17 protein-coding genes are annotated in these 23,435 nt (G+C 63.9%); 14 read left to right on the top strand and 3 right to left on the bottom strand.

Going from position 1 to position 23,435, the window contains the following annotated elements; all coding sequences use genetic code 11:
• Positions 1-196: 196 nt before the first annotated feature.
• Positions 197-910: a GntR family transcriptional regulator gene (locus BQ7355_RS05115; protein WP_072415225.1), complete on the bottom strand. Its 714-nt coding sequence runs from the start codon at positions 908-910 to the stop codon at positions 197-199.
• Positions 911-1,070: 160 nt separating this feature from the next.
• Between BQ7355_RS05115 and BQ7355_RS05120 the strand changes: the two genes are divergently transcribed.
• The 3 genes from BQ7355_RS05120 (at position 1,071) to BQ7355_RS05135 (ending at position 4,306) form a co-directional block, all read left to right on the top strand.
• Entirely contained in the window at positions 1,071-1,544 is a 474-nt protein-coding gene (locus BQ7355_RS05120) for a PTS sugar transporter subunit IIB (RefSeq protein WP_072415226.1), read from the top strand.
• Positions 1,545-1,609: 65 nt separating this feature from the next.
• Positions 1,610-3,229 (top strand): PTS system mannose/fructose/sorbose family transporter subunit IID, encoded by a 1,620-nt coding sequence (locus BQ7355_RS08970; RefSeq protein ID WP_083581580.1) that lies wholly within the window; start codon positions 1,610-1,612, stop codon positions 3,227-3,229.
• 24 nt (positions 3,230-3,253) lie between these two features.
• A complete protein-coding gene (locus BQ7355_RS05135) occupies positions 3,254-4,306 on the top strand; it encodes an SIS domain-containing protein (RefSeq protein WP_072415227.1) in 1,053 nt (350 codons plus the stop codon).
• A gap of 740 nt (positions 4,307-5,046) precedes the next feature.
• Here BQ7355_RS05135 and vsr read toward each other — a convergent pair.
• Positions 5,047-6,066, bottom strand: a complete 1,020-nt coding sequence (gene vsr, locus BQ7355_RS09365) for a DNA mismatch endonuclease Vsr (RefSeq protein ID WP_240307322.1) — start codon at positions 6,064-6,066, stop codon at positions 5,047-5,049.
• A 313-nt stretch (positions 6,067-6,379) separates the two neighbouring features.
• Between vsr and BQ7355_RS09175 the strand changes: the two genes are divergently transcribed.
• From BQ7355_RS09175 to BQ7355_RS05160, 4 genes are all read left to right on the top strand, one after another.
• Positions 6,380-6,553: a hypothetical protein gene (locus BQ7355_RS09175; protein WP_159430446.1), complete on the top strand. Its 174-nt coding sequence runs from the start codon at positions 6,380-6,382 to the stop codon at positions 6,551-6,553.
• Between the two features lie 62 nt (positions 6,554-6,615).
• The gene (locus BQ7355_RS05150; RefSeq protein WP_240307323.1) at positions 6,616-7,521 is read left to right on the top strand and encodes an ABC transporter ATP-binding protein; all 906 of its coding nucleotides are present in this window, start codon (positions 6,616-6,618) and stop codon (positions 7,519-7,521) included.
• Complete coding sequence (locus tag BQ7355_RS05155; protein WP_072415228.1) at positions 7,511-9,715, top strand: FtsX-like permease family protein; 2,205 nt, start codon at positions 7,511-7,513, stop codon at positions 9,713-9,715. The genes BQ7355_RS05150 and BQ7355_RS05155 overlap by 11 nt, the downstream gene beginning before the upstream one ends.
• A gap of 289 nt (positions 9,716-10,004) precedes the next feature.
• Positions 10,005-10,715: a metallophosphoesterase gene (locus BQ7355_RS05160; RefSeq protein WP_072415229.1), complete on the top strand. Its 711-nt coding sequence runs from the start codon at positions 10,005-10,007 to the stop codon at positions 10,713-10,715.
• 199 nt (positions 10,716-10,914) lie between these two features.
• Here BQ7355_RS05160 and BQ7355_RS05165 read toward each other — a convergent pair whose 3' ends face one another.
• Positions 10,915-11,880 (bottom strand): helix-turn-helix transcriptional regulator, encoded by a 966-nt coding sequence (locus BQ7355_RS05165; protein ID WP_072415230.1) that lies wholly within the window; start codon positions 11,878-11,880, stop codon positions 10,915-10,917.
• A gap of 702 nt (positions 11,881-12,582) precedes the next feature.
• On the opposite strand from BQ7355_RS05165, the gene ptcA reads away from it, so the two are divergent.
• From ptcA to BQ7355_RS05200, 7 genes are all read left to right on the top strand, one after another.
• On the top strand, positions 12,583-13,659 hold the full coding sequence (ptcA, locus tag BQ7355_RS05170) for a putrescine carbamoyltransferase (RefSeq protein ID WP_072415231.1): 1,077 nt from the start codon (positions 12,583-12,585) through the stop codon (positions 13,657-13,659).
• A gap of 191 nt (positions 13,660-13,850) precedes the next feature.
• Positions 13,851-15,281, top strand: a complete 1,431-nt coding sequence (locus BQ7355_RS05175) for an APC family permease (RefSeq protein ID WP_072415232.1) — start codon at positions 13,851-13,853, stop codon at positions 15,279-15,281.
• A gap of 431 nt (positions 15,282-15,712) precedes the next feature.
• Entirely contained in the window at positions 15,713-16,918 is a 1,206-nt protein-coding gene (locus tag BQ7355_RS05180; protein WP_072415233.1) for an agmatine deiminase family protein, read from the top strand.
• A 194-nt stretch (positions 16,919-17,112) separates the two neighbouring features.
• Positions 17,113-18,627, top strand: a complete 1,515-nt coding sequence (locus tag BQ7355_RS05185) for an MATE family efflux transporter (protein ID WP_072415234.1) — start codon at positions 17,113-17,115, stop codon at positions 18,625-18,627.
• Positions 18,628-19,006: 379 nt separating this feature from the next.
• Positions 19,007-19,999 carry a helix-turn-helix domain-containing protein gene (locus BQ7355_RS05190; RefSeq protein WP_072415235.1) on the top strand — a complete coding sequence of 331 codons (993 nt, stop codon included), beginning with the start codon at positions 19,007-19,009 and terminating at the stop codon, positions 19,997-19,999.
• A gap of 216 nt (positions 20,000-20,215) precedes the next feature.
• Complete coding sequence (locus BQ7355_RS05195; RefSeq protein WP_072415236.1) at positions 20,216-21,604, top strand: MATE family efflux transporter; 1,389 nt, start codon at positions 20,216-20,218, stop codon at positions 21,602-21,604.
• A gap of 85 nt (positions 21,605-21,689) precedes the next feature.
• Positions 21,690-23,327, top strand: a complete 1,638-nt coding sequence (locus BQ7355_RS05200; protein WP_083581584.1) for an amidohydrolase — start codon at positions 21,690-21,692, stop codon at positions 23,325-23,327.
• The last annotated feature ends 108 nt before the right edge of the window (positions 23,328-23,435 follow it).

Genomic DNA, 23,435 nt, shown 5'->3' on the forward strand with positions numbered 1-23,435 from the left:
TCAAAAAAGTGCCTGTCCCTAAATTGAGGGGCAGGGGCGCCCGTCGGGAGACCTTTGTGCAAGATGACCGCGTGCAGTATCGTCGGGGTGCGCGCCGGCTGGAAAACCCGTCGATACGCCAAGGGGGCTCTTCGTTGGCGGGGAGCCCTGCGATGCGGGCTTGCGGTGCGGCCCACGTGGCGCGGCCCGTAGCGAGTCAGTCTCGCGTGACGTAGGTGTAGATGTTTCCGTTGTAGTAGGTTTCGGTGTACTCGAACGGGACCATGAGCCCGTCTATGCGCGTGTACGTGCAGTGGGCCGAGCAGAGTAGGGCGATGTCATCCGCTTCGAGCAGGCGCTTCTGCTCGTCGGTGGGGAGCACGGCCCGGAACTCGGAGCCGCAGTATTCGCGCTCGATGCCGAGTGAGTCCAAAAACGCATAGAAGGAGCGGCTGAGGCACGCGACGTCGATGGCGGGGATCACGCTTGCCGACACGTAGTTATAGCTTATGGCGACGGGCTTGCCGTCTCCGGTCCTGAGGCGCGAGAACTCATGCACGAGGTCGTCGTCGCCCAGCGAGAGCTTGGCCTGCACCTCGGGTACGGTCTCGGCCCTGACGACGGCGTAGCTGAGCAGTTTGGACCCGGCGACCATGCCGATATCGCGCATGTCCTCGGTAAAGCTCTTGAGACTGTCGGAAGGCTTGGAGACGTGCACCGAGGCGACGAAGCTGCCCTTGCCGGGCACGCGCTTGATGTAGCCCTCCGAAGCAAGACTGTTCAGCGCCTTGTTGATGGTCATGCGCGAGTACCCGAAGTGCTCGCAGAGCTGCTCTTCGGTCATGATGCGGCTTCCTACCTCGAGCGAGCCGTCGCGAATGCCGTCCTTGATGAACGATTCGACTTGACGGTATTTTGCCTCGCGTGCCACGGTCTGCCTCCTGATGTATAGACATCAGCGGCAATAGTATACCGTTCAGAAGAAATCTTGGTAACAATGTATATACAAACAATGGTAAAGCATCCATTTGTATGTATATAATCCAGCCAAGGCAGCCATGCTGCACCATATGCTCGGGAAAGGAGTTTCCATGGTTGAATTGCTGCGCGTAGATGATCGCCTCCTGCACGGTCAGGTGGCTTACGCCTGGTCAAAGAGCATTCCGCTCAACCTCATCGTCATCGCTAACGACGCCGTCGCGGCGGATAAGGCGCGCAAGGCGACGTTCGCGCTCTCCAAGCCTGCGGGCGTGAAGCTGGTCATCTCGACGGTTGAGAAAACCGTTGCGTTCCTCAACTCCGATAAAGCGAAGGCGTACTCGATTCTCGTGCTTGTCGATTCCATGCACGACGCTCGCACCCTTGCGGAGGGTTGCGCAGACGTCGCCGCGGTCAACCTGGGCGGTCTGCGCGAGCACGGCGATTCCAAGCGCTACACCAACGCCGTGTGCCTGACGGACGCCGACCTCGACGACATCCGGGCGGTCATGGACGCTGGCAAGGAGGTGTACGCGCAGCAGGTGCCCGCGGACACCAAGGTGAGCGCCGCGACCTTTGCGAGGTAGCTGTACGCAGAAGAACCTCAATTCGGTGCCTGTCCCTAATTTGAGTTAGTAGGAAAGGAAGGATCATGACCATTTTTCAGGAAGTGCTGCTCGGTCTGATCGCCGTGTTCGGCTGGTGCGAGTACGTCGACGGCATCAACAAGTCGACCCGCCCCATCGTGATGTGCACCCTGGTCGGCCTGGTGCTGGGCGACCTGTCCCAGGGCGTCATCATCGGCGGCACGCTCGAGCTCGCCACCATGGGTATGATGGGCATCGGCATCTCGATCCCCATCAACATCACGATCGCGGGCGTCCTGGGCGCCGGCTTCGCCATCGCCGGCGGCCTGTCCGCCGAGGCCGCCGTCGCGCTCGCCATCCCCGTCGGCATCGTGTTCCGCCTGCTGGAGCATCTCGCCACCACCGGCTACGACCTGGTCGCCGCCAAGATGCTGTTCGATCATCCCGAGCGCAACACCCCGCAGCGCGTGACCAAGGCCTTCTGGCTGATCTTCGGCCTGTCATGCCTCTTCATGTTCCTGACGGTCTTCTTGAGCCTGCTCGTGGGCGCCGAGACGGTCGCTGCGGTCGCCAACGCCATCCCCGAGAACATCATGAACGCGATCGGCACCGGCACCAACCTGCTCGCCGCGCTCGGCTTCGCGATGCTGTTCAACCTCACCCGCACGCCCAAGACCATGGCGTTCTTCTTCATCGGTTTCGCGCTCGCCTCGTATCTCGGCATGCCCACCATGGCGATCGCCATCCTGGGTGCTGCCGCGGCCGCGATCGCGTTCTTCTTCGGCGACGATCGCGCCGCCGCCGGCGCCGCCGAGGACGACATCCTCGATGATTTCGACGATCTGGATGACGAGCCCGCTGCGCTCCCCGCCGCGCGCGAGCACCTGCTCGGGAAGAAGGAGCTGTCCGCCATCTTCTTCAAGTCGTTCGGTCTCGAGGGGCCGTTCATCTACTCGCGCCTGCAGGCCATCGGCTGGTGCCGTTCGATGCTTCCCGCCATCGAGAAGCTCTATGACACCGACGAGGAGCGCTGCGCCGCCGTCAACCGCCATCTGGAGTTCTTCAACTCCAACCCCGAGTTCTCGACGTTCATCATGGGCATCTCCGCTTCCATGGAGGAGCAGAACGCCGTCGAGCAGGGCTTCGACACCGCGAGCATCAACAACGTCAAGGCCGGTCTGATGGGCCCGCTCGCCGGCATCGGCGACAGCTTCTGGTGGGGCATCGTCAAGACGGTCGCCTCCGGCATCGGGTGCCAGTTCGCGATGCAGGGCAACGTGCTCGGCCCCATCCTGTTCCTGCTTGTCTTCAACATCCCGCACTGGGCCATCCGCTACATCCTGACGTTCAGGGGCTACGAACTCGGCCATCGCGTGCTCGACATGATGGCGGAAAGCGACATCATCGAGAAGATCTCGCTGTGCGCGGGCATCCTCGGCATGATGGTGATCGGTGCCATGACCTGCGACATGATCAGCGTGTCCACGCCGCTCGTCTTCAACATGGCCAACGGGGTGACGCTTGAGGTCCAGGCGGTCCTCGATGAGATCCTGCCCAATCTGCTGCCGCTGCTCACGATGCTCGGCGTCGCGGAGCTGCTCAAGCGCAAGGTGAAGGTCATCCCGCTCATCTTCGGCCTGCTCGCCTTCGGCATCGTGTTCAACCTGCTCGGAATCATCGCATAGGCGAGGGGAGACATCGTGAGAAGCATGTATACCTACATCGAGCGCACGCCCGACCTGTGCCGGAGGATCGCGGAGGGCGCCGACCGCGTGGCCGGCTTGGTGGAGCAGTTCACCGCCCGTCCCCGCACGCGTCTTCTGATCGTCGCATCGGGCTCCTCGTACAACATCGCGACGGCCGCCAAGCCGTACCTGCAGCGCGTGCTGGGCATCGAGGTCACCGTCACCTGGCCCATGAGCTACATCCTGTTCGATCACGCGCAGGCGGCGGGCATCTTCGTGCTCTGCATGTCGCAATCGGGCAAGAGCACGAACACCATCGAGGCCGTGCGCCGCGCCCGGGAGTGCGGCCAGGACGTCGCCGTGCTCACCTGCAACGGCAACGCCCCGATTCGCGAGGTGTGCGAGCACGTGTACGAGTACGGCAGCGGCGTGGAGGACTACTACGTCGCCAAGGGATTCCCCACGAGCTGCACGTTCCTGTTCGAGTTCGCCATCGCCGCCGCGCGTGCGCTTGGCACGGTCGACGGGGAGGAGGCCGAAGCCCTGCACGGCGAGCTGCTCGCCGCCATCGACGCCTCGCGCCCGCTGCTTGACGCCTCGCGCGCGTTCTTCGACCGCCATATGGGTCTGTTCGTGCGGGCGCGCCGCATCATGTGCGTCGGCATCGGCGCGGGCTACGGCGTCGCCCTCGAGGGCGCGCTCAAGCTCAACGAGATGACCGGGATCGCCGCGAACGCCTACGAGATGGAGGAGTTCGTTCACGGCCCCACCTACGAGATCCGTAAGGACCACGTGATCATGCTGGTCGATCTGGGCGATGTGGGGCATGAGCGCATGGTGCAGCTCCACGACGCCTTGGCCGAGCTCACCGACCACGTGTACGTGATCGACGCCACGGGGGCCTATACGGGCGAGCAGGTGTTCGAGCTCGGGAGCCCGGCTTCAGGCGATGTCGACGCGCTGCGCGCGGTCGTGCCGTTCCAGGTGCTCGCCGAGGGCATCTGCAGCGATCTGGACATGCTGAGCTACAACCTGAACAACTTCGACTTCGAGCAGAAGATGAAGACGAAGGCGTAGCCCGGTGATTTCCGGCGCGGAACCCCTCAGGGTCTCAGAAAGGGGACAGGCACCAAATTGAGGTCTAATTGAGGTCTCAAATTGAGGTCCTCGGCACAAGAGAAGCCCGGCTCCCGTGCAGACGGGGCCGGGCTTCTCTGCGTTGCTTTACTTCGGCTTCGGGCCGGGCGCTCAAATTGGTGCCTGTCCCTCAGCTGAGGGTGAAAAAAAGACGTTGAGTTCGAAGGGGCTCTTCGTCCTAGCGGCTGCGGGGCGCGAGCGCCTCGGACAGCCGCTCGAACGAATGCTGTAGGTTCTCCGACTGATCGGAGGAGCGGTGCGCGGGTGAGACGGGGAGGCCCATTCTCTGTGTCGGGGGGAAGGAGAAAAGGTCCGTACGCTTAGATGGCTGCGAAGTGGTGCGCGCGGCTGCTGCATGTTGGGATGTATGCATGCCGGCCTCCTCGCTCGTCCGCTCTGGCGCGCGACCTGAATGGCTGCTGTGGTGGTCGCGCTGACTGCATTATGCGCCCCCTCGCGCCGCGATACGTCTTAAGAGCTGCTTAACAGGCTTTGATGAATGCATGTCGTCGCAGGTCAGAGGCCATTTCTTGTCGTTTGAGGCGCGAAGGGGGCAAGCAGAGCTTAAGGTATGCCTAAGTATGGCGTGTGCAGCCTGTGGGCGAAGGCGCCCGCCGCGCGCCGTCCGGAAGGGCGGTGACGCGATGGGGGCCGACGCCCCGCAGGGGGCCGCGCCCGCCTCAGTGCTTCCCGGCGTCCCGCACGATCTGGACGACCTCCGCCATGCGAGCGTCGATGCGGTCGCGCTTGAGCTCGCATTCCCAGATGACGATCGGCGTCCAGCCCATCGCCTTCAGGTCGTCGAGGGCGCGCCGGTCCCGCTCCACGTTGCGGCGGAACTTCGCCTCCCAGAACTCCACGTTGCGCTTCGGGACGCTGGGGTTGCAGTGCGGGCAGCGGTGCCAGAAGCAGCCGTTGACGAAGATGGCCACGCGGCGCCCGGGAAACGCGATGTCGGGCCTGCCGGGCGCCTTGCTCCACTGGAGCCGGTAGCCGGTGAGGCCCGCATCGCGCAGCGCGCGCCGCACGAGCATCTCGGGCTTGGTGTCGGCGCGCCTGTTGCCCTTCATCGAGCGCTTGATGGCCGCCCGCCGCCGGACGAGTTCGACTTCGCTATCCGTGAGCGCCGTTGTGTCCACGCCGGCGAGCAGGTCGGCCGGGCGCTTGCGGGATCGCTTGGCGCTCCTGCGCCTTTTTCCCGAAGCCTTCGATCGGGAGGCCTGATGCCTCGCGACGTCGCGCTCGCCTGCTGCCGTCTCGTCCCCGTCAGCCGCGTCGGCCTCTGCGCTTCCCGCGCTTGCCGCAAGGGTGTGCACGAGGTCGACATCCGCCGGCATCCAGGCGAGCTCATCGAGCTCGCCTCGCCGCACCCAGCGGATGTCCTGCTGCCGATCGCGCGCCTCGGGCGTTGCGAGGGCGTCCTCATCGCTCAGACGGCAGAAGAAGCACTCCATCGAGAGATGGAAGTCGGGATAGTCGTATTCCACGGTGTAGAAGGCCTGCATGCTCGTTACAGTGAGACCGAGCTCCTCGAGAAGCTCGCGCCGGCAGGCGTCCTCGGCGGTCTCGCCGCGCTCGACCTTGCCGCCCGGGAACTCCCAGAGCCCTGCCATCTCGCCGTATCCGCGCTGCACGGCGAGCAGCTCCTCGCCCGAATTGCCGCGTCGGATGATGCCGGCGGCCACATGAATGGTTTTCACGCCCGTTTTCGACCTTTCCCGTAGGTGAACCGTCCACCAGTGTACGCACGACGCCCGCCCGCGACAAACCATGTTCCCTGGGTCCGAGTTGTCGGCCCCAATGGCTGGCCAGGCCGTACCCCTCTGGACGGGCCGCCGACTTCCGCCCCAATGGCTGCGCGCCCTTGTCGCGAGCAGCTCGTCCCCGGTACCCCGGCCCTTGGCCCTCTTAAGACCTTGCTAACCAACCTTACAAAAGCGCAAGGACGGTGTAAGGCAAATCGATGGCAGCCAAAAGCGGCTCCTGAGACTATACGGTCAGGAGGTGATTGCCATGAAGGCAACGAATGAGTACATGGATGGACGTCGACTGGGATACAGCCCGTACGACGTCGCACCGGAGCAGTCCGGGGCGGGCATGAGCGCGGTCGAGATGTTGCTCTCCCTGTTCATCATGGCCGCGCTGTCGATCGGCATGATCTGGCTCCTGTCGACGTGCAAGCACTGATCGCGCGTCGTCGGATTTCGGCATACTGCAATAGGGACACCCTGAAGAGAAACGAGACGAACATGAACGAAGCATCCCCGATCAACCCCATGGTCGCAGCGAGCGGCCGCCAGGTGGCGGCCGCCCATGCGCGCCCCGCGTCCGATGTGCCCGCGACCGGTCCGGTCCGCACGGGCGGCGCGGCGGTCGGCAGCGCCATCGGCACGCCCGTCCTGGAGGTCGTGCACCTCGAGAAGGTCTACGGCGCCCGGGGCAACGTGACGCGCGCCCTGGAGGACGTCTCCTTTACCGTGAGCAGAGGCGAGTTCGTCGGCATCATGGGCGCGTCGGGCTCCGGCAAGTCGACGCTCCTCAACTGCGTCTCCACGATCGACTCCGCCACGAGCGGAAGCGTGGTCGTGAACGGTGCGGACGTCACGCGCATGAAGGCCGCCAAGCTCGCGAAGTTCCGCCGCGAGCAGCTGGGCTTCATCTTCCAGGATTCCAACCTGCTGGACACGCTCACGGCTCGCGAGAACATCGCCCTGCCGCTCACGATCGCCCGCGTCCCTGCGCGCGAGGTGTCGGTGCGCGTCGAGGACGTCGCGATGCGCCTCAACATCTCGGCGGTGCTCGACAAGTACCCGTACCAGATGTCCGGCGGCCAGCAGCAGCGCGTCGCCGCTGCGCGCGCGCTGGTGACCGACCCGGCGCTCATCATGGCCGACGAGCCCACCGGCGCGCTCGACTCCAAGAACGCCCGCCTGCTGCTCGAGAGCTTCGAGACCATGAACCGTCAGTACCAGGCGACGGTGCTCATGGTCACGCACGACAGCTTCGCCGCCAGCTACACCAATCGCGTGCTCTTCATCCGCGACGGCAAGATCTTCACCGAGCTGCGCCGCGGCGACAGCCCGCGCCGCGCGTTTTTCGACCGCATCATGGAGGTCGTCGCGATGATGGGTGGGGAGGGCTCCGATGCTCTGTAAGCTCGCATGGGGCAACGTGCGCCGGGCGGGCAAGGACTACCTCGTCTACCTGCTCACGCTCACGTTGGCCGTCACGGTCTTCTATGCCTTCAACACCATCTCGGTCCAGGCGGGCATCGTCCTGGAGGAGGAGGGCCTGCCTGAGCTGCTCGGCGGCATCATGAGCGGCCTCACGATGTTCCTCGCCGTGGTCATGGGATTTCTCATGGTGTACGCCAACGGCTTCATCATGAAGCGCCGTAAGAAGGAGTTCGGTCTCTACCAGGTGCTCGGAATGAGCCGCGGGCAGGTCTCGCGCATCATGGCGCTCGAGACGGCAATCGTTTCCGGTGCGGCGCTCGTCTTGGGCATCGCGGCGGGCGTGGGCATCTCCCAGCTCATGACGTTCTTCACGGCGTCGCTCTTCAAAACGCAGATCCGCGACTTCCATTTCTTCTTCTCGACCCAGGCGCTGATGCTCACAGTGGGCTGCTTGGTCGCCATCTTCCTGGTGACGCTCGTCTTCAACTTGGGCGTGGTGCGCCGCGCGAAGGTGATCGACCTTATGAGCGCGAGCCGCAAGAACGAATCGATCAAGACGCGCAACCCCATCGTCTCCGCCGCGCTCTTCGTCCTCGGGGTCGCGATGATCGGCATCGCGTACTACCGCCTGCTGCGCGACGGGCTGCCCGTCGACGCCGCGCCGAGCGAGTATGATGCCGCCTTCGCCCAGTTCGCGATAACCACGGGCATCGTGGTCGCCGGCACCATCCTGTTCTTCTTCGGCCTGTCGGGCTCGCTGCTCAGGGCTCTTCAGAGCATGCGCAGCCTGTACTGGCGCGGCCTCAATATGTTCACCATGCGCCAGCTCGCGGCCAAGGTGAACACCGTGAGCTTCTCCATGGCCGTCATCTCGATGATTCTGTTCCTGGCGATAACGAGCGTGACGGGCGGCATGTCCATCGCCAACGTGATGAACACGAGCGTGGAGCGCAGCGTCATCGCCGACTACTCGCGCGCCGTCATCTACTACGGGCAGGATATGTTGAACGAGCCCGGCTTGGCGCAGGAGCGCGAGCAGGAGGGCTATCCCGTGGCGAAGCTTCCGGAGCAGCCCGTCGATATCCTGGTCGAGAGCGCCAAGAACACGGTCGACCCGCACGGGGATGCCGCGCGTCCCTTCGACCTTGCGAGCATCTTGGGCAAGCACGTGCAGATCGACGTGTACGACTCACGTCCCGTGGGCGAGGAACTGCCGTCGGTGAGCCTCAACGTTCTGGCCGATGCGGTGGACATGCCCCTTCCCAAGGGCACGAACTCGAGTGATGCGAACATGATGGGCCTTATGGTGACAAGCGAGAGCGCCTATAACCGCTATCTCGACTTCCGTGGCATGGACCGTATCGACCTGGGGGAGGACGGCTACCTCATCTTGAGCGACCTGGGAGAGTCGGTGAACAAGATCTACGACGCCGACCTGAGCCGAGGCGTGACGATCGAGCTCGGCGGCCGCACGCTGCGGCCCGCCGCCGAGAGCGTGAACGCCGATGCGAGCTCGCTGTTCAACTCCTCGATGGGGTCCAACTCGGGCACCGTCGTCGTGCCGGACGAGGTGCTCGACGCGCAGCCGCTGCCGCTCTACGCGAGCTATTTCCTGGGCGATTACAAACCCGGCCTTTCTTATGAGGAGACGGAAGGGTATGTGCGCCAGGACCGCAGCTGGGGCGACATCCTCAACGCGGACGGCACCGAGAGCGCCATCTGGGGCATGGAGGCCACGCGCGACCAGAGCTACGAGTCGACGAACTCCATGAACGGCCTCATCAGCTACCTGGCGATCTACATTGGCTTCGTGCTGGTGGTTGCCTGCGCGGCGATCCTCACGATCCAGCAGCTGTCGGCCGTGGCCGATTCCGGCAAGAACTACCGCATCCTGTCGGAGCTGGGCACCTCGAGGCGCGAGATCATGCGCTCCGTGCTGGCCCAGCAGGCGGTGTTCTTCATCTTCCCGCTGGTGATGGGCGTGGCTCATGCGCTTGTGGCGCTGAAGGTGGTCATCGACATCGTCGCGCTGTTCGGCGGCTTGTCGATCGGCGGCACAGTGGGCGTGACCTGCGCGATCTTCCTGCTGTGCTACGGAGGGTACTTCCTGGTCACCTTCCTCATGAGCAAAGGCATGGTGGACGACGCCATCCGCGCCCGTCACGGCCATTAGGGCCGGCGCGCAGAGGAAGCTTTTCGGGGCGGACCGCACGGGTCCGCCCCGTTTCGTCTCTCAAAAAGGGGGCAGGCACCAAATTGAGACTCAAAAAGGGGGCAGGCACCAAATTGAGGACCGCTCGCCTGCGCGTCCGCTTGCCGGCGCTGTCGCATCACGGGTCGCCGCGCCCGATCCGCCGCGGCGTCCGGCTGCTTGGGGTACGATGGTTCGACCGGCGGCTGCGTCCTACGACCAGGAACCTCGCGAGCGCTCCTGTCGGCACAAGAGGGAGGGGAGAGCACCGATGATCTGGTTCACGAGCGATACGCACTTTGGACACGCGAACGTGCTCAATTTCACCGACCGTCGCTGGGAGACGGTCGAGCAGATGGCGTCTGCGCTCATCGGCGTGATCAACGCGCGCGTCGCGCCCGCGGACGAGCTCTATATCCTGGGCGACTTCTCGTTTAAGATGACGGCACGGGAGGCGGCTGCGCTGCGCGACAGGATTGTCTGCCGTAAGGTTCACCTCGTGCCCGGCAATCACGACAAGGACTGGACGCACAAGGACGTGGCGGGCACCTTCATCGTGGAGCCGCCCATCGTCCGCCTGAACATCCACGGCCAGAAGATCGTGCTGTCGCATTACCCGCTCATGGACTGGCAGTCGCTTTCGCACGGCAGCTGGCACCTGCACGGGCATATCCACAGCCCGGGGGCCCTCTACAACGAGCTCAACCGTGCGCAGGGGCTCGCGCGCTACGACGTGGGGGTGGACGCCAACGGATATGCCCCGGTGTCCCTGGACGGGCTCCGCACGTGGTTCGAGGGCGTGGAGCCGCCCTCGCGCGTGCGCTGGTGGGATTGGGTCAACGGGACGGACGATCCGGGCGTCGCCGAGGTGTGCGAGCGCGTGCGCGCGGTCGTGCGCGAACCGGAGCGCGGATACGCTTCGGCGCAGGAGTCCGCCGAGGCCGCACGGGCCAACGCCGCGGCGCTGCGCGACCTCGCCTGATCCCTGCGGAGGCGGGCGTCGGCTGCTGCGGCTTCGCTTGTGGGGGGGGCATGAGGGGGCGCTTGTGCGCTTTGGGGCACCTGCGCGCCCTGCGCCGCAATCTCCCGTCTCAAAAAGGGGACAGGCACCAAATTGAGACTCAGAAAGGGGACAGGCACCGAATTGAGACGGGGGATTGCCGTTCGCGGAAGCTGGCTGCCTAGCTCTTCCAGAAGAAGAGCGTGAGCTCTTCGCGGCTCGACTTGCCGCACTTCTTCATGATGTTGTGGACATGCGCCTTCACGGTTCCCACGGCGAGGTAGAGGTCGTTGGCGATCTCCTGGTTGTTCTTGCCCAGCAGGACGAGCTTCAGGACCTCGGCTTCGCGCTTGGAGAGCTTGTGCGTCTCGCGGAAGAAGGGCATCTGCTCGTCGATATGGCGGTCCAGGTCGCCGACCTCCTCCTGCACCGGCGCCTCCTTGATGCGGATGGAAAGCACGTTGTAGGCGACGTGGACGAGGACGAACGCCATGAAGCACAGCAGCACGTTCTCGGAGAAGTTGCGTTCCGAGAGGTAGAGCGGAAGCCAGCTCACGTGAGTGTTCATGGGGGCGATGAGGATGATGTAGATATCTTCGAGCAGCACGCACGTGGTGAGGACGACCATGATCAGGAACGGGGCCTTGAGCTTGCCCAGGCGCGCCCGGTAGCGTTCGTCATTGGAGCGCAGGTAGCACCACGCGGCGTATGCGTACACGAAGAACGAGAACACCTGGCGCGTGGTGTAGTAGGCCCACTGGCGCCACGGACCCTCAGGCATGGCGACGATGATGACGATATTCGAGATGAGAAACGCCAGGACGGGCCAGAAGAAGCGCCGCTTGGATGTGCGGTCGAGGATGTCCAGGGCGATGAGCCAGATGTTCGCCTGCAGGACGGTCACAACGAAGGTGCGTTCGAACGGCATCGCGATGTCATAGTAATCGGATGCCGGGAACGCGATGTTTTGAGATATGTACTCGTTGAAGAAGATCTCGGTCATCTCGATGGCGTAGCAGGCGAAGGCGATCGCGCCATATACAAATATGCGTCGTCGGGAGCTTGCCCATGCGGCGGCGGACAGCACCGAGCAGACGATGCAGACCACTAATATGGCAAGCGTGTAGAAGAAAAAGACTGTGTTCATTGCCTTCACCGTTTCCCCGCGTCTCTCTCCCGCAACGAGCGGCGAGACCCCATGCTAGCACACGCCTGTTACAACTTGACTACCTGCGCGTGTGCAAATCCATGGAGAGCCGTTGACCGATACAATGGGACCACCGACTCATTTCTCGCGTACTCATTCCAGGAGCCGGGTTTATCGCGCGGTTGATGTGACGCTGTTGCCGGGTCCTCCTCCAACGTGCGGACGGGTGTAGACCTGGTTTATTCCAGTTGCACCGCGTGAATTTTCTTCCCTTTGGTTACAACCCCGTAAACCGCGTCTCACGTTCGCTCGGGAAACGCTACCGCTCGCCCTCGCCCCGGTCTCACCCCCGTTTGCTGCAGATGGGCGCTCGGCTCCGGTAAACGGTTGGAAAAACATACCGCTCACCGACAAGCAAGCTTCTGACCTGCGGGATTATGCCCGGTTTATTCGGGTTATGTTCCCGTGGGCGGAACTTAATCTAGCCTAAACTTCTTAAAACCGACGGTTCCCTCAATCATAGTCATAGCGGACGAGCGGACCTGCTCCGACCGAGCCGAGCCGACGCGCAGACGACGCATATACAGCTTTGAATATGCGAACGCGCGAGTCGGTGGCAACGGGGTCGCGAACCTCGGCCGCCACGACATAGGTAATTTGCTCCGGCTGAAGGATGGCCGGGGCGCCTGGTAAGGAGGCACCATGGTTAAGGACTTCATCGACACCAATGACTTCACCAAAGAGGAGATCATGGCGATCGAGGACCTCGGCATCGCTATGAAGAAGGCCATCAAGGTCGACGGTTACTATCCGCACCTGCTCCGCAACAAGAGCCTCGGCATGATCTTCCAGCAGGTCTCCACCCGCACCCGCCTGTCCTTCGAGACCGCCATGTGCGACCTCGGCGGCCACGCCCAGTTCTACGGCCCTGGCACCATCCAGCTCGGTGGCCATGAGTCCCTCGGCGACACCGCTCGCGTCATGGGCGACCTCCTCGACATCATGATGGCCCGCGTCGACCGCCACAAGGACGTCGTCGGCCTCGCCGCCGGCTCCGCCGTGCCCGTCATCAACGGCATGTCCGAGTTCAACCATCCCACCCAGGAGATGGGCGACCTTCTGACCATGCTCGAGAACCTTCCCGAGGGCAAGAAGATCGAGGACTGCACCCTGGCCTTCATCGGCGACGCCACCCAGGTCTGCCTCTCCCTCATGTTCATCTGCTCCAAAGTCGGCATGAAGTTCGTGCAGTTCGGACCCAAGGGCCACCAGATCTGCGACGGCGCCCTGCACGTCGGCACCCCTGAGGAGCGCGCCGAGTTCGGCAAGAAGCTCATGGAGATCGGCGAGGAGAACTGCAAGGTCTCCGGCGGCTCCATCGTGATCTCCGATGACATCGAGTGCATCAAGGGCGCCGACTTCATCTACACCGACGTGTGGTACGGCCTGTACGACGAGGAGGTCGAGGGCGAGAACTACATGGACGTCTTCTACCCCAAGTACCAGGTCACCATGGACATGATGAACTTCGCCGGCCCGGACTCCAAGTTCATGCACTGCCTGCCGGCCACCCGCGGCGAGGAGGTCGTCGACGAGGTCATGGACGATCCCGAGCGCTCCCTCTGCTGGGTCGAGGCCGAGAACCGCAAGCACTCCATCCGTGCCATCTTGGCTGCCCTCGGCGACCGCACTCCGCTCAACGACGAGAACGTCGAGTACTCCGCCAAGGCTGAGCTGCACGCCGCCCTCGACAAGCTCAACGAGCTCCAGGGTCGCTAAACCGCTTCCCCTCGGGGCCGCGCGCTCTCCTTTCGCGCGCGGCCCCGCGCGCGGGCGGTGGATGCTCGTCTCCTGCCGCCGGCGCATCGCGCCAGCGCTTCCGCGCACGGCGCGACCCGTGCGCCCCTCGCTTGATGCCTGGGCGGGGGAGTGCTCGGTACTGTCCGATATGACCGAGCAAAGGATTACTCATGAGCGATAGCAAGAAGAAGCTCTCCTTCTTGACCGTTATCTCCACGGTCATCTGCGTCGTCTTCGTCTGCGAAGCCGCCGCTCCTGCTGCTGCCATCGGCAACCAGCAGTTCTTCTGGTGGATCTTCCTGATCCTCACGTTCCTGCTTCCCTACGGCCTGATCGTCGCCGAGCTGGGAACCACCTACGACGGTGAGGGCGGCATCTACGACTGGGTCCGCGACGGACTCGGCGACAAGTGGGGCGCCCGCATCTCCTTCTACTACTGGGTGAACTATCCGTTCTGGATCGCGTCGCTCGCCACCATGTTCCCCGACATCCTGGGCATGGTCTTCGGCGTGTCCTTCGAGCTCCCCGTGGCGCTCGCCATCGAGCTCGCCTTCGTGTGGATCGTCTACCTGATGGGCCGCTCCAAGGCCGCTGACTCCGAGTGGGTCCTGAACGGCGGCGCGCTCATCAAGGTCGCCGTGGCCGTCATCGTCGGCGCTCTGGGCATCTGGTATGCCATGGAGAACGGCTTCGCCTCCGACATGAGCCCGCACACCTTCCTGCCCGAGCTCACCAACGTGAACGCTCTCGGCTACCTGTCCATCATCATCTTCAACTTCATGGGCTTCGAGGTCATCTGCACCATGACCGATGACATGGCCGATCCCAAGAAGGACATCCCGAAGGCCATCATCACCGGTGGTCTGGCCATCGCCGCGATCTACCTGTTCGCCGGCTTCGGCATCGGCGCCGCTGTCCCGGCCGACCAGATCGATCCGGACTACGGCATGATCTACGCCCTGCAGACCATGGTCGGTGACTCCGCCATCTTCAAGATCGTCTGCATCGCCTTCCTGATCACCCTGTTCGCCAACATGGCCGCTTGGTCCTTCGGCGTCAACTCCGTCGCCCGCTACGCCGCCGAGCACGGCAACATGCCCAAGGTCTTCGCTTCCATGATCTCCAAGGACGACATGCCAAACGGCGCCAACCTGGTGAACGCCGTCGTCGCCTCCCTCGTCCTGGCCCTGCAGCTCGTGCCTATCGAGGCCATCTCCGAGGGTATCTTCTGGATGCTCTTCGGCACCTCGGTCGTCTTCCTGCTGCTCACCTACATCCCGATGTTCCCGGCGTTCCTCAACCTGCGCAAGAACGACCCCAACCGTGAGCGCGTGTTCACCTTCCCGTTCAAGGGCGCCTTCATGAAGGTCGCCATCGCGGTGCCTTGCATCGAGCTGGTCCTGGCCATCATCGCCACGATCGTCCCGCTCTCCGCCGAGGAGGTCCCCGAGAAGGTCCCGATGCTTATCATCTTCTTCGTCCTTCTGGTCATCGGCGAGGTCGTGCGCATCTGGAGTGCCCGCGGCCGCAAGGAAGAGTACAAGGGTCTCACCCCTGAGCTCGCCGCCGAGCGCCTCGCTGCCGAGGCCGAGGAGGACTAGGGCACCCCGCTTTGGGGCTCCAACCCTCCTCACGTGTCTAAGCACGCTTCGTCGGGCTTGTCGCTCCCAAATCGGGGCGCCCTAGCCCCCTCGGGGAAGCGAACCCTCACCTCGTTCGACCCGATCTGAGGCACCCTGGCCTCCTCGGGGCGGACACGGGGCCCGAACTTCCCGCCGCATCCTGCGGCGCCCCGCGGTGCGCGACCGTAAGCGCGCATCCGGTCTCCCATTGCTACCTTCGCTTCGCACGATGGGTTACGGACATCTCGCATCGTGCGAAGTAGAGGACTCCTGGCCGTCCGGCGGGTACGGCACCACACAACCCGCCTCTCTCTTCGGTAATCCCGGGGACGGCGCGAAGCCTCGCGCCTCCCGGATCGGGCGGGTATCCGCACGCCCGAACGGATCGTTGCGATATGGAGGTATTTGCTATGCGTACGATCTATGAATCCGATTCCACCCCCAAGGCCGACGGCTTCTTCATGCCGGCGGAGTTCGCTCCGCAGGACCGCGTGTGGATGGGCTGGCCCCACCGCACCGACACCTGGGCCCACGGCGCCAAGCCGGCCCAGAAGCAGTACGCCGCCATCGCCCGCGCCATCGCCGAGTTCACCCCGGTCTACATGTGCGCCAACCAGGCCGACTACGCCAACTGCAAGACCGTCTTCGAGGATGACGAGAACGTCACCGTGCTCGAGATGACCACCGACGACGCCTGGTTCCGCGACACCGCCGCCACCTACGTCATCAACGGCAAGGGCGAGAAGCGCGCCAACCACTGGCACTTCAACGCCTACGGCGGCCTCATCGACGGCCTCTACTTCCCGTGGGACAAGGACGAGCAGATCGCCCTCAAGATGGCTGAGCTCTCCGGCTGCCGCCGCTATCGTCCCGACGACATGATCCTCGAGGGCGGCTCCATCACCGTCGACGGCGAGGGCACCCTCGTCGTGACCGACCAGTGCCTGCTGTCCCCCGGCCGCACCTGCTCCGCGGTGCTCGAGGAGGAAGAGGACCCCGAGTCCATCTGGCCCAAGTTCAAGAAGAAGTTCGAGCCCTGGAGCGAGGAGCTTCGCGCGTACATGGACGAGCACCTCAAGGATTACCTGGGTGTCGAGGAGGTCATCTGGGTCAAGGAGGGCATCGACCCCGAGGAGACCAACGGCCACATCGACGACGTCGCCACGTTCATCGCCCCGGGCGTCATGGCCTGCATCTGGACCGACGACCCCGAGTACCCGTTCTACGAGCAGTGCCATGCCGCCTACGAGACCCTCTCCAACGCGGTTGACGCCAAGGGCCGCAAGATGAAGGTCTACAAGCTCTGCATGCCCGTGAACCCGCTGTTCATGGACCAGGCCTCCTGCGACACCATCGACGCCGACGAGAACGCCGAGCCGCGCGTCCCCGACGAGCCGCTGATCGCCTCCTACATGAACTACCTCGTGACCAACCACGGCGTCATCGTCCCGCAGTACGGCGACGAGAACGACCAGCTCGCGGTTGACACCCTCCAGAAGATCTACGACGAGGTCTGGGGCGAGGGCGTGTACAAGTGCGTCGGCGTCAAGTCCGAGCAGGTCGTCTACGGCGGCGGCAACATCCACTGCATCACGCAGCAGGAGCCCTCTGCCTAAGACTTGCGCCTAAAGGATACCGACACGTTCGCGCGTGCCTGATCATCCGGTCCGGCGGGAGGCCCTGGGCGTCCCGCCGGATTTTCCTTTCGATGCCCTGCGTTCGCGGGTGCATCCCGACTTCGGCCTCCTCGCGCGCGGTCGTCGCGCCGCGGCGCCCGCGCGCGGAGGTTTAGCACGGAAAGGTTCTCGCCATGTTTCAGCGTCTAGCCGAGTATATCCGCACGTTTCGCGAGCGTGGCGAGAAGTCTTTCGAGGCTGGTCTTCGTACCGCGGACGCCGATGGCTGCCCGCAGCTCGCTGAGAGCACCGCATCGTCGCGCGCCCTCGGTACGAAGCCCATCTTCCCGCTCTTCATGCGCTACGCCGCCATCTCGCTCGTCGGCGTGATCGCCCAGATCGCCATGGTCGTTTCCGAGGGCATCGTGGTAGGCAACGGCATCGGGTCGGTCGGTTTGGCCTGCATGAGCGTGGTCATGACCTTCGAGATCGTCAACATGGCCCTTGGCAGCTCGCTCGGCCAGGGCGTCTCCGCTGTGTGCGGCAACCTGCTGGGGGCGGGCGACGAGGCCGGTGCGCGCCGCGCGTTCGGCCAGGGATTCTGGTTCACGTTCCTGCTCGCCTGCGCCGTGTCGGCGATCTTTTTCATCAACACGCCCGCCATCGTGCCGCTCATCGGCGCCACGCCCGAGATCGAGGCGGATTGCATCGCCGCCGTGCGTATCTTCATGGTGGGGTATCCGTTCTGCATTACCGGCCAGATGATCTGCCAGATGCTGCGCCAGGACGAGCGCCCCGGCTTCGCGAGCGCGATCCAGACCCTCGGATCCGTCGTTGCGGCAACCTGGCTCGTCGTCTCCGTCTTCGTGCTGAAGCTTGGCGTGGCCGGTGCTGCCGCGTACTACGCCATATCCACGGCGCTTTGGTTTCTGGGCATCCTGGGGTTCGTCTTGCCTCGACGCGACGGGACGCGCTCCGTGTTCTCGGTCCGCCTGTCCGACATCCGCGTGAGCCCGCGGCTTGTTTACGAGGTCTGCCGGTACGGCTGTCCCGTCTTCTTGGTCCAGATATCGAGCGCCATCTACGTCGCGGTCATGAACCATACGCTCGGCGCGACAGGCGATACCGAGAACGTCGCCTCGTTCGCGATCATCAACAGCTATTTCATGTACACGCTCAACATCGTCTGCATGGCGCTTGCGTACGCGCTGCAGCCGATCGCCGCCTACAACGAGGGGGCGGGCAACGACCGCAGGCTCGCGGACCTGCTCGTTGTCGCGGCTGGGGTGGAGATCGTCTGCGTCGGTATCATTTCATGCGTTACGAATGCGTTCGCGCCCCAGATGTGCCTGCTGTTCACCGGCGGGGACGCCGAGCTCGCCGCATCGAGCGCGGGGCACGTCAAGATCGTCCTGATGTTCTGTGCGTTCGGGTTCTTGGGTCAGATCATGAGCGCGTATTTCGAGAGCATCGGCGGCACGAAGCGAGCCGTGATGTTCGGCGTGCTGCGTTATGCCGTGTTCGCGGTGCCGGCGATTCTCGTTATTTCCGCATGCGGCGGCATCGAGAACGTTTGGTGGGCGCTGCCCGCCGCCGACCTTGCGACCTTTGCTCTGTCGGCGGTGATGGCGGGGGCGGAGCGCCGCCGGCTGCTCGCGTGCGCCGCTTCGGGCGTGCGCCGCGCGTCGTCGTTCCGGCTCGTGCTGTAGTGCCCGCATGGGGTCGCTGCTCGCGGGTTCCGCGGCGCGTCGCCTTGAGTCCGTGCGACGAGGAATTGCAAGGCGGAGGGCAGCCGATAGGCGTCCTCGGTTGTCTGGCGGCGACGCGAAGGGGGCCGGAAGAATCCTCTCACCCCCGAAGTGAGTGGATTTTGGCGGACTGTTTCACTAGCCGGCCGCCAGGGGTTCAATTTGACCCGAGGACCCCCAGTTGAGTACTTTATCATGGGAAAGTGTACCGGAGGCGTCCGTCATTTTCCACTCACTTCGGGGGTGAGAGCCGGGACGGACCCCCTATACGGGTCGCATGCGGTCGCTGTGGAGGATGTGGTGCCGTGCGGAAGCACGCGTGGCGGGAGGACGGGAACCGATGAATCTGCTGTTCTTCTTCTATACGGTCATGTTGATTGGCGTCGCTTTGGTCGCATGCTCGGTCTCCCTGGTCGTCTGGCTCATGACCCGGCGCAGAGACTGCGTGGTCGCTGCGCTTGGGTATGCAGTTTACGGCCTCGACCTTTCGCTCATCTTCTTTGACGAGTACGCGCGCAACAAGCACGACTATCTGGTTACGTTTGAGCAGCCGCTCACCCATCCGGTTCCCAGTCTGGTGCTGGGTCTTACCATTCTGCTGTGCCTTTGGGTTTGGGTGCTGTTGCGTACGCACGTTGAGGTGAAGCTGGATCGGATTATGACGTTCGTCGTCCCGGTCGGCGTGCTCATGCTAGTGTTCGTGCCGCGTTCCGGTGCGTCCGGGACGGTTCAGCAGTATCTGTATTGGCTTACGCGCGACATGGCGCTTCTTGCGTGTTTGGTGTTCGCCGGCGTTCGGTATCGGCTCACGGATTCTCGTGCCGTGAAGCTCGATCTCGAGCGCTCGCGCACCTTCTTCAACGTCGCCGCGGCGCTGATCCTTTGCGTCATCGTTGAGGATACGCTCATGATCTTGATCATCCATCCTCCGGCGGACAGCGTGGCGGCCGGCTCGTTCTTCTGGCATTTGCAAGAGCGCAACATCTCGGAAAACGTGCTTATGGTCGCCACGGCGGTGCAGCTTTTCCGCAGGTATCGGGAGATCTTCTCGGTCTATGCCCGGCACCCGAACGAAGGGGATTTGGGCGGGGGAGCCGTCTCGATGGATGGGGGAGACGTCGCCTCGAAGCTCGCGCTCTTCGCTGAGGCGCACAAGCTCTCCAAGCGCGAGGTCGAGGTGCTCGACCTGCTCGTGCGCGGGGCGGACGTCCAGGGAATCGCAAGCGAGCTGGTCATTTCCCCCGGCACGGTCAAAGCCCATCTGCATCGAATATATGGCAAGGTCGGCGTGAACGCGCGCGCAGACTTGCTGGATGCGTTCTGGCGGAGGTAGCTGCGTGCCCGCAGGACCGCCCATGGTCTCACCGCAGGGATCTCAGGTTCCGCGAACGGTATGTCATCGTATTACTTTCCGCAGGTAAACCATGTAAACCGGGTTAACCCGACCGCCTGCAGTCTGGTATTTCGGCGCTGAGCGCCTTCTTCATACAGTGATGTCAACGGGCACGGCCCCTGCGGTCCGTGCGAGGCAACATGAAGGAGGCATCAGATGGCGGAGGAAGTCGAGACCAGGGCAGTCGAGGAGGCGGAAGACCGCGAACTCGGCACATCGCCGGTTCCCAAGCTGTTCATCAAGTACAGCTCCATCGCGTTCATGGGCATGCTCGCCCAGATCATCATGGTCATCATCGAGGGCATCATCATGGGCAACGGGCTGGGCTCCCATGGGCTGGCCTGCGTGTCCATCATCATGTCGATCGAGCTGCTGAACGTCGCGCTCGGCAGCGCGCTCGCCGTGGGCGTGTCGACGGTCGCTGGGGCGCGCCTGGGCGCCGGCGACAAGGAGGGCGCGAGCCATGCGTTCTCCCAGGGTTTCTGGCTCACGACGGTGCTCATCGTCGTGCTCGTCGCGCTCGCCGAGCTCTTCACCCCGCAGCTCGTGGGCTTCCTGGGCGCCACGCCCGACATCTTCGACGACTCGGTGGGCGCCATCCGCGTGTTCCTGCTGTGCCTGCCGTTCTGCGTGATCGGTCAGATGCTCTGCGGCATGCTCCGCATCGATGAGAAGCCGAAAGCCGCGGCGACCATCCAGATGGTCTCCGCCGTCGTCGCGATCCTGTGGCTCGCCGCGTCGACGTTCGTGTTCAAGTTCGGCGTTACCGGCGCCGGCATCTACTACGGTCTCTCGATCGGCATCTGGTTCGCGGTCATCTACTACTTCGTGGGCGGCAAGCGCTCCGTCTTCCAGATCAAGGCATCCGATATCAAGCTCGAGCCCAAGCTCTGCCTTCAGATCATCAAGGTCGGTACGCCCCTGTTCCTGCTCCAGGCTGCAAGCTCCGTGTACACCACCGTGGTCAACAACCAGCTGGGCGTCCTTGGATCCAGCCTCGATATCGCTGCGTTCGCGGTCATCAACGGCTACGTGGTCTACATCATCATGATGGTCGTTCAGGCCATCACCTTCGGTGTCCAGCCCATCGCCGCGTACAACGCCGGCGCCAAGGCCTACGGCCGCCTCAAGGAGCTCGTCAAGACCTCGCTCGTGGTCCAGGTCGGCGTCGTGGCCGTCCTCACGGTCGCCTTGTGGTTCGGCGCCTACCCCGTGTGCCTGCTGTTCGCCGGCGATCCCGAGCTCGCGACGGTTTCCGCCGACGCCACGCGCATCGTCATCCTGCTCGGCGCCCTCGGCTGGTCGAGCCAGGTCATCTCCAGCTACTTCGAGTGCGTCGAGAAGGTCGGCATCGCAACCGTTCTCGGCATCGCCCGCTACATCGTGTTCACGATTCCCGCGGTGTACGTGCTCGGCGGCATGATGGGCGTCGAGGGCGTGTGGTGGGCGCAGCCCGTCGCCGACGTCCTGACGTTCGTATTGACCCTTGCGTTCATGGCGTACGAGATGAAGCGCCTGAACGCGCTCGAGCACGGACAGGCGTAGGTCCCGGTTCGGCGGATGGCACGCGGACAACATCTGCCGCGTGCTCCGCGGCCGGCGTTTCCATCGATTCTTAGGAGGTAATTCTATGTCTCAGGTAGTTCAGGCCGAATTGGTCCTCAAGAGCGACGCGGTGTTCACCGGGGACGGTCTTTCCCCGTTCAGGGGCGGTGTCGCGATCGCCGACGGCAAGATCGTTGCGTGCGGGGATGACCTGCACCTCGCTCCGTTCATCGGGCCCGATACCGACGTGCGCGAGTTCGGCGACAGGCTCATCATGCCGGGCATCATCGATTCCCATACGCATTTCGCGCAAGGCGCGATGACCACCGACCCCGACTTCTGCGTCAACCTCATCGACTGCACGAGTTTCGAGCAGGTGATGGAGCGCATGCGGGCCTTCGCCGAGAGCCATCCCGACAACGAATGGCTCGTGGGCGTCCAAGCCATCCAGTTCCAATGGGAGGTTCCCGAGATGCCGTCGGCGAAGATGATCGACGTCTACATCTCCGATCGCCCGGTGTTCCTCTCGCAAGTCGACATGCACACGTTCAGTGCCAACACCTGCGCCATCGAGAAGGTCGGCGTCACGCGCGACACGCCCGATCCGGTAGGCGGCAAGATCCTGAAGGATGAGAACGGCGACCTCACCGGCATCTTCTCCAACAACGCCGGCGCCCTGTTCATGGACCAGGTCTACAACCCGCCGCTGGAGCGCGCCAAGGAATCCTTTGCCAAGACGGCCCGGCGCGCGGTGTCGTACGGCATCACGTCCGTGGGCGCGGTCAACCCCACGTTCGTGAGCCTCGAGGACCCATATCGCGTGTTCGCGGACATGAACCGCGCGGGCGAGTTCCCGCTGCGCGTGTTCATGTACACCGACCTCTTCGAGGTCGAGACCATGACGCTCGACGAGATCCGCGCCAAGTACGACTTCCCCGGCTCGACCATCGAGTGGAACGGTTTCAAGCAGTTCATCGACGGCGTGTGCTCAGATCACACGGCGTGGATGCTCGACGACTACAGCAACGCGCCGGGCAACGCCGGTGAGCCCGCCGAGGATCCCGAGCATGTTCGCACGGCGATGCTCAAGGCGTGCGAGTGGGGCGTTCCGACGCGCATTCACGCCATCGGCGACCGCTCCGTGCGCTACGTACTCGACTGCTTCGAGGAGGCCGAGCGTCTCTACGGCAAGCGGGGCATTCGCCACTGCATGGAGCACGACGAGACGGTCCAGCCCGAGGACCTGCCGCGCTTCGCCCAGCTTGGGATCTCTCCGTGTATGCAGCCCTGGCACATGCTGCTCGACATGGGGGATCTCGCCAAGGACGATGCGGTCGGTCCCGACCGCGCGGCGCTCTCCTGGCCCATCCGCAGTCTGTTGGCCTCGGGTGCGAACGTGAGCCTGGGGTCCGACTTTCCGGTTGTCGGGATCGAGCCCATGGAGGAGGTTTACGGCGCGGTCTACCGTATGCTCGAGGATGGATCCAACCCCGAGGGCTGGTTCCCCGAGGAGCGCATCACCATGGCAGAGGCCCTGCGCGCCTACACGTATGGATCCGCATACGCCATGGGCGTCGAGGATCGTTTGGGTACGCTCGCCGTGGGCAAGGAGGCCGACGTATGCGTGCTGTCGCGTAACCTCTTTGAGTGCGAGCCCGCCGAGGTGCTCGACACGGTCTCCGAGCTGACCGTTTCTGGCGGAAAGATCGTCTACGAGGCCTAACGTGCATATCGGATTGGCGCCGTCGTGCGAGGGCGGTGCGTGGCGGCGCGCGTTTTTCTTGTGGGCGTAAGCTTATGAAGCGCCCGTCACCGCATCGACAGGTGCGGT

Origin of the sequence: Collinsella phocaeensis (assembly GCF_900119895.1) — a bacterium.
GTDB classification, from domain to species: Bacteria; Actinomycetota; Coriobacteriia; order Coriobacteriales; family Coriobacteriaceae; genus Collinsella; species Collinsella phocaeensis.

What these genes read in the sequence shown, in the direction of transcription:
- BQ7355_RS05120 (WP_072415226.1), top strand. Translation starts at nt 1,071, where the DNA reads ATGGTTGAATTGCTGCGCGTAGATGATCGCCTCCTGCACGGTCAGGTG.
- BQ7355_RS08970 (WP_083581580.1), top strand. Translation starts at nt 1,610, where the DNA reads ATGACCATTTTTCAGGAAGTGCTGCTCGGTCTGATCGCCGTGTTCGGC.
- BQ7355_RS05135 (WP_072415227.1), top strand. Translation starts at nt 3,254, where the DNA reads ATGTATACCTACATCGAGCGCACGCCCGACCTGTGCCGGAGGATCGCG.
- BQ7355_RS09175 (WP_159430446.1), top strand. Translation starts at nt 6,380, where the DNA reads ATGAAGGCAACGAATGAGTACATGGATGGACGTCGACTGGGATACAGC.
- BQ7355_RS05150 (WP_240307323.1), top strand. Translation starts at nt 6,616, where the DNA reads ATGAACGAAGCATCCCCGATCAACCCCATGGTCGCAGCGAGCGGCCGC.
- BQ7355_RS05155 (WP_072415228.1), top strand. Translation starts at nt 7,511, where the DNA reads ATGCTCTGTAAGCTCGCATGGGGCAACGTGCGCCGGGCGGGCAAGGAC.
- BQ7355_RS05160 (WP_072415229.1), top strand. Translation starts at nt 10,005, where the DNA reads ATGATCTGGTTCACGAGCGATACGCACTTTGGACACGCGAACGTGCTC.
- BQ7355_RS05165 (WP_072415230.1), bottom strand. Translation starts at nt 11,880, where the DNA reads ATGAACACAGTCTTTTTCTTCTACACGCTTGCCATATTAGTGGTCTGC.
- ptcA (WP_072415231.1), top strand. Translation starts at nt 12,583, where the DNA reads ATGGTTAAGGACTTCATCGACACCAATGACTTCACCAAAGAGGAGATC.
- BQ7355_RS05175 (WP_072415232.1), top strand. Translation starts at nt 13,851, where the DNA reads ATGAGCGATAGCAAGAAGAAGCTCTCCTTCTTGACCGTTATCTCCACG.
- BQ7355_RS05180 (WP_072415233.1), top strand. Translation starts at nt 15,713, where the DNA reads ATGCGTACGATCTATGAATCCGATTCCACCCCCAAGGCCGACGGCTTC.
- BQ7355_RS05185 (WP_072415234.1), top strand. Translation starts at nt 17,113, where the DNA reads ATGTTTCAGCGTCTAGCCGAGTATATCCGCACGTTTCGCGAGCGTGGC.
- BQ7355_RS05190 (WP_072415235.1), top strand. Translation starts at nt 19,007, where the DNA reads ATGAATCTGCTGTTCTTCTTCTATACGGTCATGTTGATTGGCGTCGCT.
- BQ7355_RS05195 (WP_072415236.1), top strand. Translation starts at nt 20,216, where the DNA reads ATGGCGGAGGAAGTCGAGACCAGGGCAGTCGAGGAGGCGGAAGACCGC.
- BQ7355_RS05200 (WP_083581584.1), top strand. Translation starts at nt 21,690, where the DNA reads ATGTCTCAGGTAGTTCAGGCCGAATTGGTCCTCAAGAGCGACGCGGTG.